The sequence below is a fragment of the Galbitalea sp. SE-J8 genome (genome assembly GCF_030345695.1).
Taxonomy (GTDB): domain Bacteria; phylum Actinomycetota; class Actinomycetes; order Actinomycetales; family Microbacteriaceae; genus JAUASV01.
Genome location: NZ_JAUASV010000012.1, coordinates 77,355 through 93,569 on the forward strand (window position 1 = coordinate 77,355; position 16,215 = coordinate 93,569).

Consider the following 16,215-nt stretch of genomic DNA (forward strand, 5'->3'; position numbering starts at 1 on the left):
CGGCATCCGCTCTTCGTCACGATTTCAGGAACGCATGCAGACCGCAGACATCCAGCGCCGCTGGCTCACCTACTTCGGGGACCGCGGTCACACCGTGGTGCCCTCCGCGTCGCTCGTCAGCGATGACCCGACGCTGCTGTTCACGGTCGCCGGCATGGTGCCGTTCATCCCGTACCTGACGGGCGTCGTGCCCGCTCCGTACCCGCGCGCGACGAGCGTGCAGAAGTGCATCCGCACCCTCGACATCGAGGAGGTCGGCAAGACGCCGCGGCACGGCACGTTCTTCCAGATGAACGGCAACTTCAGCTTCGGCGACTACTTCAAGGAGCAGGCGATCGAGTTCGCCTGGGAGCTGCTGACCACGAGCGAGTCCGATGGCGGCCTCGGCTTCGACGAGCGCGACCTGTGGGTGACCGTCTACCGGGACGACGAGGACGCCATCCGGTTCTGGAAGAAGACCGCGGGCCTGCCCGACGAGCGCATCCAGCGGCTCGGCATGGACACGAACTACTGGTCGACGGGCGTGCCGGGACCGGCCGGCCCGTGCTCGGAGATCTTCTTCGACCGCGGCCCCGCCTACGGCGTCGACGGGGGCCCGGCGACGGATGACGACCGCTACGTCGAGATCTGGAACCTCGTCTTCATGCAGTACCTGCGCGGCGAGGGCACCGGCAAGAAGGAGTTCCCCATCCTCGGGGAGCTGCCGAAGAAGAACATCGACACCGGCATGGGCATGGAGCGCGTCGCCTTCCTCAAGCAGGGCGTCGAGAACATGTACGAGATCGACCAGGTGCGGCCCGTGCTCGACCGCGCCGCCGAGCTCTCCGGCAAGCGCTACGGCGCCGACCACGACGACGACGTGCGGATGCGCGTCATCGCCGACCACATCCGCTCGAGCCTCATGCTCATGTCGGACGGCGTCGCGCCGTCCAACGAGGGCCGCGGCTACATCCTGCGCCGCCTGCTGCGCCGCTCGATCCGCGCGATGCGCCTGCTCGGCGTCGACGCGCCGAGCTTCGGGGAGCTGTTCCCCGCGTCGCGCGACGCGATGAAGGCGGCCTACCCCGAGGTCGCGACCGAGTACGACCGCATCGCGCGGCTCTCGCTCGCGGAGGAGGAGACCTTCCTCGCGACGCTCGACAAGGGCACCACGATCCTCGACCTCGCCGTCACGAGGGCGAAGGACGCCGGCGCGCCCGAGATCCCGAGCGACACCGCGTTCCTGCTGCACGACACCTTCGGCTTCCCGATCGACCTGACCCTCGAGATGGCCGAGGAGGCCGGGCTCTCGGTCGACCGCGGCGCGTTCGACGCGCTCATGCACGAGCAGCGCGCGCGGGCGAAGGCGGATGCCAAGGCCAAGAAGGGCCGGATCGCCGACCTGAGCGTGTACGGCGACTTCCGCGCGCTCGGCGAGACGGTGTTCACCGGCTACGACTACCTGACCACCGAGACGACCGTGCTCGGGCTGCTCAAGGACGGCGTGAGCGTCGCCCACGCGGGCGCGGGCGACATCGTGGAGGTCATCCTCGCCGAGACCTCGCTGTACGCCGAGTCCGGTGGCCAGGACGCCGACGCCGGCACGATCGTCGGCAGTGGCTTCGAGCTCGAGGTGCTCGACGTGCAGAAGCCGGTCAAGGGCCTCGTCAGCCACACCGTGCAGGTGACGAACGGCGAGGTGAGCGTGGGCTCGCCCGCGACGACGCTCGTCGACCCGGACTACCGCCGCGGCGCGACCCAGGCGCACTCCGCGACGCACCTCGTCCACGCGGCGCTGCGCCAGATCCTCGGACCGGAGGCGCACCAGGCCGGCTCGTACAACAAGGCCGGCTACATGCGCCTCGACTTCAACTGGAGTCAGGCGCTCAGCCCGGCCACGAAGTCGGAGATCGAGGACCTCGCGAACAGCAAGGTGCGCGACGACCTCGAGGTCACGACGCGCCTGATGAGCCTCGACGAGGCGAAGGCGCTCGGCGCCATGGCGCTGTTCGGCGAGAAGTACGGCGACACCGTTCGCGTCGTCGAGATCGGCGGGCCGTGGTCGCTCGAGCTGTGCGCGGGCACGCACGTCGGCTCGTCGAGCGAGATCGGCCTCATCAACCTCGTCGGCGAGTCGAGCGTCGGCTCGTCCAACCGCCGCGTCGAGGCGCTCGTCGGGCGCGAGGCGTTCGCCGACCTCGCGGTCGAGCGCGCCATCGTCTCCGAGCTCACGAGCAATCTCAAGGCGCCGCGCGGCGAGGTCGTGGACCGCGTCGCGGGCCTGCTCGCCGACCTCAAGGACGCGCAGAAGAGGATCGCCGCGTTCGAGTCCGCGGCCCTCGCCGAGCGCGTGCCGGCGATCGCCGCGAACGCGAGGCCCGCGGGAGCGGTGAGCCTCGTCGCCGAGAACGTCGGCACGCTCGCGAGCGCGGACGACGTGCGCTTGCTCGTCACGAGCGTGCGCGAGCGCCTCGGAACGGATGCCGTGGTCGTCGCCCTCGCCGCGGAGGCGGCCGGCAAGCCCACCGTCATCGTCGCGACCAACGAGGCCGCGCGTGCGACGGGCGCGAAGGCCGGCGCGCTCGCGAAGCTCGCGGCGGGCGTGCTCGGCGGCGGCGGCGGCGGACGCGACGACCTCGCCCAGGGCGGGGGCACGGATGCCGCGGCCATCGGACGCGCGCTCGAGGCCATCGAGGCCGAGATCGCGGGAGCGGCGCGCTGAGACGCGGCGTTCGGCTCGGCGTCGACGTCGGGCGGGCGCGGATCGGGGTCGCGCGGTGCGACCCCGACGGACTGCTCGCGACCCCGGTCGAGACCGTGCCCCGCGGCCGGGGCGACGTCGACCGCATCCGTTCCCTCGCGACCGAGCACGGAGCGGTCGAGCTCATCGTCGGCCTGCCGCTGTCGCTCAGCGGCGCGGAGACGCCCTCGACGGATGACGCGCGCGCGTTCGCCGCGCGGCTCGCGACCGCCGACGGGCCGGCCGTGCGCCTCGTGGACGAGCGCCTCTCGACGGTCACCGCGCAGGGCGCGATGCGGGCGGCCGGGCGCTCGACACGCTCGTCGCGCTCCGTGATCGACCAGGCGGCCGCGGTTGTAATCTTGCAGCACGCCCTCGACGCCGAGCGATCGAGCGGCCGCGCGCCCGGCACGATCGTCGCGGCGGCGGCGCGCGATCGCGGCGACGCGGCCGGGGCCTCGGCCACCGGCCCCCTCGACCCCGACGAAGGACCAGCGCGATGACGAACGAACCGTCGTGGGACGAGATCTTCGCGAAACGACCGACACCCCCGGCCGGCGCGACGGCATCGCCCGCGGCCGGCTCGCCGGCGGAGCCCGGGGCGGCGTCGCCCGTGGCTCCCGTGGCGCCGTCGCCCGTGGCGCCCGGGCAGCCCGGGCAGCCGCTCACGCGTCGCGAGGCGCGCGCGCGCGCCGAGCAGGAGGAGCAGGCCGCGCGCGACGCCGCCGCGGCGCAGCGTCCGTCGACGTTCGCATCCGTCACCGGTGGCGGGGCGCCACCGCCCAAGCGGCGGCGGCGCACGGGCTGGATCGGGCTGCTCATCGTGCTGCTCGTGTTCGGCGGGGGCGCCTACGCCGCCTGGTCGCTGTTCGAGCCGCAGATCCGGGCACTGCTGGGCTGGCAGCTGCCGGAGGACTACGAGGGCAGCGGCACCGCGAAGACGGTCGACGTGGTGATCGCGAGCGGCGACACCGGCGTCGCCATCTCGCACACGCTCGCGAAGGCCGGCGTCACGATGACCCCGAAGGCGTTCTACGACCTGCTCGTCGCGACCGAGCCGGCGCCCACGTTCCAGCCCGGCACCTACCGGCTGCACGCCCGGATGAGCGCCGCGGCCGCTCTCGCGGCGCTGCAGGACCCGGCCTCCCGCGTCGTCACGAAGGTGCTCATCACCGAGGGGCAGACCCTCCCGCAGCTGCTGCAGACCCTCGCCGACAAGACCGGAACGCCCCTCGCCGATCTGCAGGCGGCCTCCCAGGACCTCGCTGCCCTCGGCATCCCGGCCGGCGAGCCGAGCGCGGAGGGCTGGCTGTTCCCGGCGACCTACGAGTTCGATCCGGGAACCTCCGCCGCCGACATGCTCGGCCAGATGGCGCAGGTCATGCGGCGCACTCTCGACAAGGCCGGCGTCGCCGAGGCCGACCGGCACGACGTGCTCACGCTCGCGTCCATCATCCAGAAGGAGGGCGGCTCGACCGCCGACTTCTACAAGGTGGCCCGGGTGTTCCAGAACCGCCTCGACATCGGGATGCGGCTGCAGTCGGATGCCACCGTCGCCTACGGTGCGGGCAGTTCCAGGATCGCGACGACCGCCGCGCAGCGCGCCGACACGGCGAACCCCTACAACACGTACGCCCGGGACGGCCTGCCGGTCGGGCCGATCTCGGCGCCCGGAGCGGATGCGATCGACGCGGCGCTGCACCCGGCGGCGGGGGACTGGCTGTACTTCGTGCTCGTCGACGGCGAGACCGGCGAGACGGTGTTCTCGAAGACGGCCGCGGAGCACGAGACGGCCGTGAAGCAGTGGCAGGCCTGGATCCGGGACCACCCGGACTTCGACAACGGATGACCGCGCGACTCGCGGTGCTCGGCTCGCCGATCGGGCACTCCAGATCCCCGCTGCTGCACCGCGCCGCGTACGACGCGCTCGGGCTCGACTGGCGCTACGACGCGATCGAGGTGCGCGCCGGCGGCCTCGCGGAGTTCGTGGCGGGCCTCGACGGCTCCTGGCGCGGGCTCTCGCTCACCATGCCGCTCAAGCGCGAGGCGCGGCCGCTGCTCGACGCCATCGACGGGGTCGCCGAGCTCACCGGCGCCGTGAACACCGTCGTCATCGACGGCCGGAGGCGCTGGGGCTTCAACACGGACGTCGACGGAATCGTCCGCGCGTTCGCCCGGTCAGGGGTGAGCGCCCTCGACTCGGTCACGGTGCTCGGCGGGGGAGCGACCGCGGCATCCGTGCTCGTCGCCGCGCAGCGGCTCGGCGCGACCCGCGCCATCGTGCGCGTGCGCGACGCCACGCGGGCGGGCGACCTCGTGGCGCTCGGCGGACGACTCGGCGTGCCGGTCGCGCTCGCACCACTCGTCGCCGACGAGCACGCGCCGTCCGCGGTGGTCAGCACGCTCCCGGGCGGTGCCCCGCACGAGCTCGCGTTCGCGCCGGAGGTGCGCGCGGCATCCGTTCTCCTCGAGGTCGCCTACGACCCGTGGCCGAGCGCGCTCGCGGCGTCCTGGCTCGAGGTCGGCGGCACGGTCGTCGACGGGCTGGACATGCTCGTCGAGCAGGCGCTGCTGCAGGTGCGGGCGTTCGTCGACTGGACGCCGGAGAGCCCGCTGCCCGACGAGTCGCGCGTGCTGGCCGCGATGCGCGCGTCCGTCGCGCGCTGAGCCGTCTGTCAGAATCGAACCCATGCTCCGCTGGTTGACCGCTGGGGAATCCCACGGCCCTGAACTCGTCGCGATCCTCGAGGGCCTTCCCGCGGGGGTTCCCGTGCTGCCCGACGACATCCGGGCCGACCTCACGCGTCGCTCGCTCGGCTACGGCCGCGGGGCGCGGATGCGGTTCGAGCAGGACGAGCTCTCGATCTCGGGCGGCATCCGGTTCGGTGAGACCACCGGCGCCCCCGTCGCGCTGCGCATCGGCAACACCGAGTGGCCGCGCTGGGTCGACGTGATGAGCGCGACGCCGGTGGACCGCTCGACGCTGCCCGCGGGGCGCGGTGCGCCGCTCACCCGGCCGCGCCCCGGCCACGCCGACCTCGTCGGCATGCAGAAGTACGGCTTCGACGAGGCGCGCAACATCCTGGAGCGGGCGAGCGCGCGCGAGACCGCGGCACGCGTCGCCCTCGGTGCCGTCGCCCGCCGGTTCCTCGGCGAGCTCGGCATCCGTCTCGTCTCGCACACCCTGTCGATCGAGACCGTGCGCGTGCCCGAGGGCGCGGCGCTGCCGACGCCCGACGACGTGGCGGTGCTCGACGCCGATCCGCTGCGCTGCTTCGACCCGGCGACGAGCGAGGCCATGGTGGCCCGCATCGACCGCGCGCACGACGACGGCGACACGCTCGGCGGCGTCGTCGAGGTGCTCGCGTACGGTCTGCCGCCGGGACTCGGCAGCCACGTGCAGTGGGACCGACGGCTGGATGCCCGGCTCGCCCAGGCGATCATGTCGATCCAGGCGATCAAGGGCGTCGAGGTCGGCGACGGCTTCGAGACGACCCGCCGACCGGGCTCCGGGGCGCACGACGAGATGGTGCCGGGCATCCTCCGGCTTTCCGACCGGGCCGGCGGCACGGAGGGCGGCATGTCGACGGGAACGGTGCTGCGCGTGCGCGCGGGCATGAAGCCCATCGCGACCGTGCCGCACGCCCTGCGCACGGTCGACGTCGCCACCGGCCAGGCCGCCCGCGCGCACCACCAGCGCTCCGACGTGTGCGCCGTGCCGGCCGCGGGCGTCGTCGCGGAGGCGATGGTCGCGCTCGTGCTCGCCGAGGTCGTGCTCGAGAAGTTCGGGGGCGACTCGGTCGCCGAGACGGCCCGCAACCTGCGCGCATACCTCGCGGCGATCCCCGAGCCGCTGCGCACGGAGTCGACGGGCACGGGGTCGACGGGCACGGGGTCGGCGGGCACGGGGTCGGCGGGCACGGGATCGCTGTGACGGACGCGGTCGCGCCACTCGTCGTGCTCATCGGGCCGATGGGCGCCGGCAAGACGCGCGTCGGCAAGCGCATCGCGCGTCTGCTCGGCGTCGACTTCGTCGACACCGATCGCGCGGTCGTTCTCGAGCACGGGCCGATCCCGGAGCTGTTCGCGGCCGTGGGCGAGGCGGGTTTCCGCGCCCTGGAGCGCGCCGCCGTCGCCGACGCGTTCGCGCGGCGCGCCGTCGTGTCGCTCGGGGGCGGCGCTGTGCTCGACGAGCGGACGCAGCGCGAGCTTGCCGAGCTGCCGGTCGTGCTGCTCACCATCTCGGAGGAGGCGGTCGCGGTGCGCCTGGGCTCGGACAGCCGTCCGCTGCTGACCGAGGGCGTCGCCTCCTGGCGGCGCATCTACGCCGAGCGGCGCCCGCTGTACGAGCGGCTCGCCCGCCATACGGTGGACACGTCGCGCCGGCCCATCGAGCACATCGCCCGAGAGATCGCCGACTGGGCGAAGGAGCAGAACGCATGACGACCACGGTCATCCCGGTCAGCGGAGCGGACCCCTACGACGTCGTCGTCGGGCGGGGCGTGCTCGCCGAGCTCGCCGACCGGCTCGGCCCGCGCGTGCGCAAGGTGCTCGTCGTGCATCCGCCCACGCTCGGCGCGCGCGCGGCCGCGCTGCGCGAGGCGCTCGCGGACCGGTTCGAGGTCTACCTCGCCGAGGTGCCGGATGCCGAGGACGCCAAGCGCGTCGAGGTCGCCGCGTTCTGCTGGCAGATCCTCGGGCAGACCGACTTCACCCGCTCGGATGCCGTCGTCGGATTCGGCGGCGGGTCGACGACCGACCTCGCCGGGTTCGTGGCCGCCACCTGGCTGCGGGGCGTGCGTCTCGTGCAGGTGCCGACATCCGTCGCGGGCATGGTCGACGCGGCGATCGGCGGCAAGACCGGCATCAACACGGCCGAGGGCAAGAACCTGGTCGGCTCGTTCTACGCCCCGGCCGCGGTGCTCGTCGACCTCGACCTGCTCGACACGCTGCCGCGCAACGAGCTGCTCGCCGGCTTCGCGGAGATCGTCAAGTGCGGCTTCATCGGCGAGACGGAGATCCTCGACCTCGTCGAGGCGGACGTCGACCGGGTCACCGACCCGGCCAGCGACGAGTTCCGCCGGGTCGTCGAGCTCGCGATCGGCCTCAAGGCGCGCGTCGTGGGGGAGGACTTCACCGACCTCGGCGTGCGCGAGATCCTGAACTACGGACACACGCTCGGGCACGCGATCGAGTACGCGGAGCGGTACCGCTGGCGGCACGGCGCGGCGATCAGCGTGGGCATGGTGTTCGCCGCGGAGCTGTCGCGCCTCGCCGGCCGGCTCTCGGACGACGCGGTCGACCGGCACCGGCGCATCCTCGACTCGCTCTCCCTGCCGACCGACTACCCGGTCGGCCGCTGGGACACGCTGCTGTCGGTGATGCGCCGCGACAAGAAGGCGCGGGGCAGCGTGCTGCGCTTCATCGTGCTCGACGCGATCGGCAAGCCCACGGTGCTCACGGGCCCCGAGGATGCGCTGCTCTTCGCGGCGTACCAGGACGTCGGCGTCTGAGCCGCGCGGCGCCGACGCCCGCTCTCGGGGCATCACCCGAGCGTGTTACTCGAAAGCGCTCGGGATTCCGGCCGATTTCGAGTAACACGCTCGGGTGAGCGCTCGGGCGATCCTCGCCGCCGACCACTCGCTAGGCTCGACGCCGTGCCCCGCATCCTCGTCCTCAACGGCCCGAATCTCGGCCGCCTCGGCAGCCGCGAACCGGACGTCTACGGCGACCAGGACCTCCCCGCCCTCGAGCGCTTGCTGAACGCCGAGAAGGATGCCGCCACCGAGATCGAGGTGCGCCAGACCGACGACGAGGCCGAGCTCATCCGCTGGATCCATGCCGCCGTCGACAGTGCGACGCCCGTGATCCTCAACCCGGCCGCGTTCACGCACTACAGCTACGCGCTCCGCGATGCGGCCGCGATGCTCGCCACGGCGGGCGTGCCCCTCGTCGAGGTGCACATCTCGAACCCGCACGCGCGCGAGCAGTTCCGGCACACGAGCGTCATCTCGGGCGTCGCGACCGGCGTGATCGCCGGGTTCGGCTTCGACTCGTACGTGCTCGCCCTCGCCGCGATCGAGCGCCGCAGCCGCTAGACTCGTCCGTCGGCTTGACCGCCCCGATCGCGGGGCGGGTTTCGATACGCGGGCTCGCTGCGCTCGCGCGCTACTCAACCAGCGAACAAGGGAATACACGCATGGCATCCACCGCCGACATCCGCAACGGCGTCGTCCTCAACCTCGACGGCCAGCTCTGGTCGGTCATCGAGTTCCAGCACGTCAAGCCGGGCAAGGGCGGCGCGTTCGTGCGCACCAAGCTCAAGAACGTCATGACCGGCAAGGTCGTCGACAAGACGTTCAACGCGGGCGCGAAGATCGAGACCGAGACCATCGACCGGGCCGACTACCAGTACCTGTACAACGACGGCGAGAGCTTCGTGTTCATGGACCTCGGCACCTACGACCAGATCCAGGTCTCGGCCGCCCAGGTCGGCGATGCCGCGAACTTCATGCTCGAGAACCAGAACGTGACGATCGCGCTGCACAACGGCGACCCGCTCTACGTCGAGCTGCCGGCATCCGTCGTGCTCGAGGTCACCTACACCGAGCCCGGCCTGCAGGGCGACCGCTCGAGTGCCGGCACGAAGCCCGCGACGGTCGAGACGGGATACGAGATCCAGGTGCCGCTGTTCCTCGAGCAGGGCACGAAGGTCAAGGTCGACACGCGCGACGGCTCGTACCTCGGCCGCGTGAACGACTGATCGCCGCCGGAACGGCTGGAGAAGCGAGATGAGCGCCCGATCCAAGGCGCGCAAGCGTGCCCTCGACCTGCTGTACGGCGCCGACCTGCGCGGCCTCGCCCTCGACGACGCGATCGCCACCGAGGCCGCTCGCGCCCTGGCGAACCCGCAGCGCGCCTCCTCGTGGGGCTACGCCCGCGACATCGCGCAGGGCGTCGCCGACCACATCGACGAGATCGACACCCTCATCTCGACCTACGCCCAGGGCTGGACGATCCAGCGGATGCCCGCGGTCGACCGCGCGCTGCTGCGGATGGGCATCTGGGAGATCGTCTTCAACCCCGAGGTGCCCGACCCGGTCGCGATCGCCGAGGCCGTGGGGCTCGCCACAGAGCTGAGCACCGAGGAGTCGAGCGGCTTCGTGAACGGGCTGCTCGCGCGCATCGCGGAGACCAAGGCGCAGTAGAAGGTCGATGAGCGCTCGGCGCCGTCGTTCGGGCCCGTTGGTCGAGGAGCGCGCGACGCGGTCGTTCGGGCCAGTTGGTCGAGGAGCGCGCGACGCGGTCGTTCGGACCCGTTGGTCGAGGAGCGCGCGACGCAGTCGCTCGCGTCTCGAGACCACCGCGGGTCGCGGTCGTGGCCGATGGTCTCGAGACGCCGGCTCGCTGCGCTCGCGGGCTCCTCGACCAGCGAGGCGGGGTCTTCGACCGGCGGCGGTGCGGTCAGCTGCCGTGCGCGACGCGGTCGTTCGGACCCGTTGGTCGAGGAGCGCGCGACGTAGTCGCTCGGACTGTTGGTCGAGGAGCGCGCGACGCAGTCGCTCGCGTCTCGAGACCACCGCGGGTCGCGGTCGTGGCCGATGGTCTCGAGACGCCGGCTCGCTGCGCTCGCGGGCTCCTCGACCAGCGGGGGGCTGCTCAGCCGAGGTGCGCGACGCAGTCGCTCGCGTCTCGAGACCACCGCGGGTCGCGAGCGTGGCCGATGGTCTCGAGGAGTCCGGCGAACCCGAGCCCGAAGGAGAGCGCGAGCACGATCCCGGCTCACCCGGTGGCGCGTAGATCGCGCTGGACGTCGGGGAGGCGGTCGGGAGGGTCGGCGCGAAGACGGTGGTCATGGGGGGACCCTTCGAGGGCGATGAGGGGCTCCGGCCCTCATGATCGATGCGGGGACATCCCGGGAGCACACCACCCGTCCCATCTGACGCTTCCGAGTGGTACCGTCCCGGTATGGATGCCACATACACGACGTCATTGGGCGATCGCGGGCGGCTCGTCGTGCCCGCGGCTCTGCGGGAGAGTCAGGGCTGGACCCAGGGAACGCCGCTCCTGTTCATCGAGACCGACCGCGCGGTGCTCGTGGCCACACGCGCGCAGGCCAAGGCGCTCATCCGTTCGCAACTCGCAGGTGCCGACCTCGTGGACGAGCTGCTCGCGGAGCGGCGCGAGGCCGCGCGGCGCGAGGACGTGGCGTGAGCGACGTGCTCGACGCATCCGCGGTGCTCGCCTTCCTCCGGGGCGAGGACGGCGCATCGGTCGTGGAGGACGCGCTCGAGGCGGGCTCCGCGGTGGTCAGCGCGGCGAACTGGTGCGAGATCGCGCAGAAGGTGCGCTCCGCCGGCGGGGACTGGCCGTGGGCGGCGGCTCTGCTCGACAGCTACGGCATCGGCGTCGAGCAGGTGACCAGGGCGGATGCGGAGCGCGCGGCGGCGCTGTGGCGGCGCGGCTCGGGGCTCTCGCTCGCCGATCGGCTGTGCCTGTCGGTCGCGGAGCGACTCGATCGCGACGTGCTGACCGCCGACCGCGCGTGGGGAGAGGGCGAGCGCATCCGCCAGATCCGCTGAGCCGACGCGGCCGGCCGGGCCGCGCGCGGGCTCGGTGATGCCCCGGCACCGAGCAGACCCGCGCGCCGAGCTACGTCGTGATCTCGCGAGGCGGCAGGTCGACGGGCCCGGCGACGAATTCCTCGAGGGCGAGCGCTGCGCCCCCGGCGCCCCCCGCGCTCGCGAGCTCGGTCGCGAGCGCGCGCGCCCGGGCGCGCAGCGCGTCGTCGCCGAGCGCCGCGTGGACCGCGGCCCGCAGCGCACCGACGCCCGGCCGCCCCGTGCGCAGGTTGAGGCCGACGCCCGCGGAGGCGACGCGCGCCGCGACCTCGGGCTTGTCCAGGTCGCCGCCGGCGACGACGAGCGGCACACCGTGTTCGAGTGCGGCGAGCACGCCGCCCCACCCGCCGTTCGTGACCACGAGGTCGACCTCGGGCAACAGCAGGTCGTGCGGCACGAAGTCGGCGACGCGGGCGTTCGCGGGCACCGGGAAGGGCAGCGCGTGCTGGCCCCGCACGCCGGTCGTCGCGACGACGAGCACGTCGAGCCCGGCAAGCGCCTCGAGCGCGGGGAGCAGCAGGTCCGCGGGGTCCACGTTCTGCGTGCCCTGCGTCACGTGGACGACGCTGCGGCCCGCGAGGTCCGGCCACCACGCGGGCAACGGCGCTGCGGATGCCGGGGCCGGCGGCAGTGCGAGGCGACCGACCCAGCGCAGCGTCCCCGGACGGTCGGTGCGACGGTGGTCGAGCGCGGGCACGCCCGTCGCGAGGATCAGCTGCGGCGAGTGCACCAGGTGGTCGAAGCGCACCGGCCCGCGCAGCAGACCCGCGTCGGAGCGAGCGCGGGCCACGGGCCCCGTGAGCCGCCCGGCGAGGATCGGGACCAGGCCACGGAGAGCAGCGTCCCGTGCCCGACCGAGCGTGCCGCGGCCGGGGGCGAGGCCGAGGCCCGGGGGCGGCCCCTGGCTGCTGGGCAGGTTGAGTGAGGCGATCGCGACGGTCGCCCAGCGGCATCCGATCCGCTCGGCGACGAGTCGTGGACCGAGCGAGGTCTCCTCCGACACGAGGGCGTCCCAGGGCTCGCGCTCCCACTCCGCCGCGAGGTCGGCGACCTGCCCCGGCGCCGTGCCGACGAACAGGTCCTCCATGTTGACGAGCAGCTGGCCGAGACCCTTCTTGCCGACCAGCCGCGGGAACGTCGCGGGCAGATCCTGCTCGTCGAAGTCGGGCGCGCTCGACCACGGGACGAGCCGCGCGCCCGTCGCCTCGACGCGCCCCCGGAACGCGGCACCCGTGTAGACCCGCACCCCGTGTCCCCGCGAGACGAGCGCCGCGGCGACCGCGATCATCGGCGCGACATGGCCCGTGAAGGGCATCGCGGTCACCAGGAATCGTGCCATGCGAGCATCCTTCCGGATGCCGCGCCCGCGCGCATCCGTGCTGGCACGGTCAGCGACCGAGCGCCCGGCGTGCCGCGAGCGTCGCCGCCGCGCGGTCCGAGGCCCCGAGCTTGAGGTACAGGCCCGAGAGGTAGTTGCGCACGGTCTTCTCGCTCACTCAGATCCGCACGGCCATGCGTGCGGTCGGCGCCGCGTCCGCGAGCAGCGGGAGCAGCTGCCGCTCCCGCACGGTGAAGCGGGCGTCCTCCTGCCCCCGGGTCGCGGCGACGATGTGCTTGCCGACCTCGTCACCGAGCACGAGCTGCCCGGCGTGCACGGCGTGGATCTCCCGCACGATGTCGACGAGCGCGGACGCCTTCGTGACATAGCCCGCGGCGCCCGCCTCGATCGCGGTGAGCACGGTCGCCCGGTCGTCGAGCATCGACAGCACGAGCACTCGCGCGCGCGGATCCCCCTCGCCGATGCGTCGAATGGCCTCGACGCCGCGATGCCGGGATCGCCGGCGGTGGCACTCGCGACGCTCCTGCTCCTGCCGTTCGCGCGGAACGGGCGCCGCGGTCCGTCGCTCGGGATCATCGCGTTGCAGGGCGTCGCCATCCTGCCCGCCCTGCCGCCGTACTTCCACGCGCCCGGTCTGCTGCCCGCCGCGGCATCGGTCTCGGCTGCGATCGGCATCGCGCTCAACGTGCTCGCGAGCGCTCTCGTCGCTCGCGGCATGCGTCGAGCCCGCTGACCCGCTGCCCACCCGACCGGCGAGGGGGTTCCTCGACCGGCGGCGGTGTGGTCAGCCGCCGTGCGCGACGCGGTCGCCCGGACCCGTTGGTCGAGGAGCGCGCGACGTAGTCGTCCGGATCCGTTGGTCGAGGAGCGCGCGACGTAGTCGCTCGCGTCTCGAGACCACCACGATCGGCGAGCGTGGCCGATGGTCTCGAGACGCCGGCTCGCTGCGCTCGCGGGCTCCTCGACCAGCGATGCGGGCTCCTCGACCAGCGATGCGGGCTCCTCGACCAGCGATGCGGGCTCCTCGACCAGCGAGGCGGGTTCCTCGGCCGACGACCGGCTCGTGCGGGCGCTCGTCGCCTCGGCGTCCGCGTCGCCGCCACGCTCTAGCCTTGATCGGGTGACGACAACGCCGAACGTGCCCCTGCCCGCATCCGACTGGCTCGCGTGGGCCGACGCCTACACGCGCGAGCACATCGACGCCTACCGGGCGGCCATCGACCAGCTCAAGGACGGGTCCGAGCGGTCGGCCGCCGAGACCATCGCGCTGCTCGATGCGGCGGACCTCGAGCTGCGCACCGCATCCGCGCCCTGCTTCCTCGTCTCCGAGGTGCACCCCGACGAGCGCGTGCGCGACCTGCTCGAGGAGCGCGGTCGCGAGACGGTGGCCCTGAGCACCGCACAGGCGCAGGACCGCGAGCTGTTCGCCGTGCTCGACGCCGTCGACGCGGGCGCGCTCGAGTCGCTCGCGGCCCGGGTGCTCGAGCGCGCGCTGCGCGAGTTCCGTCTCGCGGGCGTGCACCTGCCCGACGCCGAGCGCGCGCGCGTCGCCGAGATCGAGGAGCGGCTGACGCAGCTCGACCAGGACTTCTCGCGCGTCGTCCGCGACGACGTGCGCAGCATCCGGGTGCCCGCGTCGGCCCTCGACGGGCTGCCCGACGACTACCGGGAGGCGCACGCGCCCGACGCCGAGGGTCTCGTGACCATCACGACCGACTACCCCGACTCGGTGCCGCTGCGCACGTTCTCGACGGATGCCGACGCGCGCCGCGCCCTCACGGTCGCCTATGAGAACCGCGGCTGGCCGGAGAACGACCGGGTGCTCGGCGAGATCCTCGACCTTCGGGCGGCGCTCGCGGCGCTCGTCGGGTTCACGAGCTGGGCCGACCGCGACACGCAGCGCAAGATGGTCGGCTCGGCCGCGGGCATCGAGGCGTTCATCGAGCGCCTGCGCGATGCCGTGTCGGCGCCGGCGGCGTCCGACTACGACGAGCTGCTCGACGCGCTGCGCGCGAGCGACCCGGCCGTCGAGGTCGTCGACGCGTCGAACGCCGCGTTCGCGAGCGAGCTGCTGCGCCGCGAGCGCTACGCCGTCGACAGCCAGGAGGCCCGGCCCTACCTGCACATCGACAAGGTGCGCCAGGGACTCCTCGATGTCACGAGCCGGCTGTTCGGTCTCGAGTACACCGCCGTCGACGCCCCGACCTGGCACGAGGAGGTACGCGTCTACGACGTGAGCCTCACGGGCGAGCCGCTCGGCCGCATCCACCTCGACCTGCACCCGCGCGAGGGCAAGTACAAGCACGCGGCGATGTTCGACCTGCGGCCGGGTGTCTCGGGCGGACCGCTGTTCGAGGGCGCGCTCGTGTGCAACTTCAATCGCGGGCCGCTCGAGCACGATGAGGTGGAGACGCTGTTCCACGAGTTCGGGCACCTCGTGCACGGTCTCGTCGGGTCGCGGCAGCCCTACGTCGCGCTCTCGGGCATCGAGACCGAGTGGGACTTCGTCGAGGCGCCGAGCCAGATGCTCGAGGAGTGGGCCTGGGACGCACGCGTGCTGCGGACCTTCGCGACGGATGACGCGGGGGAGCCCATCCCGACCGAGCTCGTCGAGCGGATGCGGCGGGCGAACGGCTTCGGGCGCGCGCAGTGGGCGGCGCGGCAGCTGTTCTACTCCGCCGTCTCGTACTTCCTGCACCGCGATCGACCGGCGGACCGCACGGCGTACATCGACGCGCTCCGGCCGCGCTACGACGTGCTGCGCCAGCTGCCGGACACTCACCTGCAGGCCTCGTTCGGGCACCTCACGGGCTACTCGTCGGCGTACTACACCTACCTCTGGAGTCTCGTCATCGCGAAGGACCTGTTCACGGCGTTCGACGGCGACGACCTGTTCGCCGCGGGTCCGGCGCAGCGCTACCGCGACCTCGTGCTCGCGCCCGGCGGGTCGAAGGATGCCGCCGAGCTCGTCGAGGACTTCCTCGGCCGCCCGTACGCGTTCGACGCGTTCGCGGCGTGGCTGGACTCCGCCGCTGGTTGACCCCCTCCGCTGGGTGAGGAGCGCCCGAGCGGAGGTGCCCTCCGCTGGTTGAGGAGCGCCCGAGCGCAGCGAGGACGCGTCTCGAAACCATTCGTTCGCCGATGGAGCTGTGGTGGTCTCGAGACGCCGGCTCGCTGCGCTCGCGGGCTCCTCGACCGGCGGGGGTGGCGGGTTCCTCGACCGGCGGGGTGGGGCGGGCTCCTCGACCAGCGGGGTGGGACGCCGTCTTCCCTCCGTTGGTTGAGGAGCGCCCGTGCGCAGGTGCCCTCCGCTGGTTGAGGAGCGCCGTGAGCGGAGCGAGCGTCGCGTCTCGAAACCATTCGTTCGCCGATGGGGCTGTGGTGGTCTCGAGACGCCGGCTCGCTGCGCTCGCGGTCAAGCCCCAGGTAGTGGTGTAGCTCGGGTTCCTTCGAACTGTTGATGGTTCAGGCGGTGAGTTCGAGGGCGCTGTCGGTGGAGACCTCCTTGGCGTCGGTGTCGGTGTCGGTGTCGGTGT

General features: G+C 73.0%; 16 protein-coding genes. 14 read left to right on the forward strand and 2 right to left on the reverse strand.

What is annotated here, in order from left to right; all coding sequences use genetic code 11:
• Positions 1-34: 34 nt before the first annotated feature.
• The 12 genes from alaS to QT381_RS09605 all read left to right on the forward strand — a co-directional run bounded on the left by alaS (position 35) and on the right by QT381_RS09605 (position 11,301).
• Entirely contained in the window at positions 35-2,701 is a 2,667-nt protein-coding gene (gene alaS, locus QT381_RS09550) for an alanine--tRNA ligase (RefSeq protein ID WP_289248691.1), read from the forward strand.
• Positions 2,698-3,222 carry a Holliday junction resolvase RuvX gene (gene ruvX, locus QT381_RS09555; protein ID WP_289248711.1) on the forward strand — a complete coding sequence of 175 codons (525 nt, stop codon included), beginning with the start codon at positions 2,698-2,700 and terminating at the stop codon, positions 3,220-3,222. Before alaS ends, ruvX begins: the two co-directional genes overlap by 4 nt.
• A complete protein-coding gene (gene mltG / locus QT381_RS09560; RefSeq protein WP_289248692.1) occupies positions 3,219-4,568 on the forward strand; it encodes an endolytic transglycosylase MltG in 1,350 nt (449 codons plus the stop codon). Before ruvX ends, mltG begins: the two co-directional genes overlap by 4 nt.
• A complete protein-coding gene (locus tag QT381_RS09565) occupies positions 4,565-5,386 on the forward strand; it encodes a shikimate dehydrogenase (RefSeq protein ID WP_289248694.1) in 822 nt (273 codons plus the stop codon). Before mltG ends, QT381_RS09565 begins: the two co-directional genes overlap by 4 nt.
• Before the next feature lie 22 nt (positions 5,387-5,408).
• Positions 5,409-6,653, forward strand: a complete 1,245-nt coding sequence (gene aroC, locus QT381_RS09570; RefSeq protein ID WP_289248695.1) for a chorismate synthase — start codon at positions 5,409-5,411, stop codon at positions 6,651-6,653.
• Positions 6,650-7,162 (forward strand): shikimate kinase, encoded by a 513-nt coding sequence (locus QT381_RS09575; protein WP_502877498.1) that lies wholly within the window; start codon positions 6,650-6,652, stop codon positions 7,160-7,162. Before aroC ends, QT381_RS09575 begins: the two co-directional genes overlap by 4 nt.
• Positions 7,159-8,232, forward strand: coding sequence for a 3-dehydroquinate synthase (gene aroB, locus QT381_RS09580; protein WP_289248696.1), 1,074 nt, complete (start codon positions 7,159-7,161; stop codon positions 8,230-8,232). The genes QT381_RS09575 and aroB overlap by 4 nt, the downstream gene beginning before the upstream one ends.
• A 144-nt stretch (positions 8,233-8,376) precedes the next feature.
• Positions 8,377-8,817: a type II 3-dehydroquinate dehydratase gene (locus QT381_RS09585; protein WP_289248697.1), complete on the forward strand. Its 441-nt coding sequence runs from the start codon at positions 8,377-8,379 to the stop codon at positions 8,815-8,817.
• A 101-nt stretch (positions 8,818-8,918) separates the two neighbouring features.
• The gene (gene efp / locus QT381_RS09590; RefSeq protein WP_289248698.1) at positions 8,919-9,482 is read left to right on the forward strand and encodes an elongation factor P; all 564 of its coding nucleotides are present in this window, start codon (positions 8,919-8,921) and stop codon (positions 9,480-9,482) included.
• A 28-nt stretch (positions 9,483-9,510) separates the two neighbouring features.
• Entirely contained in the window at positions 9,511-9,927 is a 417-nt protein-coding gene (gene nusB, locus QT381_RS09595) for a transcription antitermination factor NusB (RefSeq protein WP_289248699.1), read from the forward strand.
• 760 nt (positions 9,928-10,687) lie between these two features.
• Positions 10,688-10,933, forward strand: a complete 246-nt coding sequence (locus QT381_RS09600) for an AbrB/MazE/SpoVT family DNA-binding domain-containing protein (protein WP_289248700.1) — start codon at positions 10,688-10,690, stop codon at positions 10,931-10,933.
• Positions 10,930-11,301 (forward strand): PIN domain-containing protein, encoded by a 372-nt coding sequence (locus QT381_RS09605; RefSeq protein WP_289248701.1) that lies wholly within the window; start codon positions 10,930-10,932, stop codon positions 11,299-11,301. Before QT381_RS09600 ends, QT381_RS09605 begins: the two co-directional genes overlap by 4 nt.
• A 70-nt stretch (positions 11,302-11,371) precedes the next feature.
• On the opposite strand, the gene QT381_RS09610 is transcribed toward QT381_RS09605, so the two are convergent.
• Positions 11,372-12,679 (reverse strand): glycosyltransferase, encoded by a 1,308-nt coding sequence (locus QT381_RS09610; RefSeq protein ID WP_289248702.1) that lies wholly within the window; start codon positions 12,677-12,679, stop codon positions 11,372-11,374.
• Positions 12,680-12,836: 157 nt separating this feature from the next.
• Positions 12,837-13,115: a helix-turn-helix domain-containing protein gene (locus QT381_RS09615; protein WP_289248703.1), complete on the reverse strand. Its 279-nt coding sequence runs from the start codon at positions 13,113-13,115 to the stop codon at positions 12,837-12,839.
• 69 nt (positions 13,116-13,184) lie between these two features.
• Between QT381_RS09615 and QT381_RS09620 the strand changes: the two genes are divergently transcribed.
• Both QT381_RS09620 and QT381_RS09625 read left to right on the forward strand, forming a co-directional pair.
• Complete coding sequence (locus QT381_RS09620; protein WP_289248704.1) at positions 13,185-13,412, forward strand: hypothetical protein; 228 nt, start codon at positions 13,185-13,187, stop codon at positions 13,410-13,412.
• Positions 13,413-13,799: 387 nt separating this feature from the next.
• Positions 13,800-15,719, forward strand: a complete 1,920-nt coding sequence (locus QT381_RS09625) for a M3 family metallopeptidase (protein ID WP_289248705.1) — start codon at positions 13,800-13,802, stop codon at positions 15,717-15,719.
• The last annotated feature ends 496 nt before the right edge of the window (positions 15,720-16,215 follow it).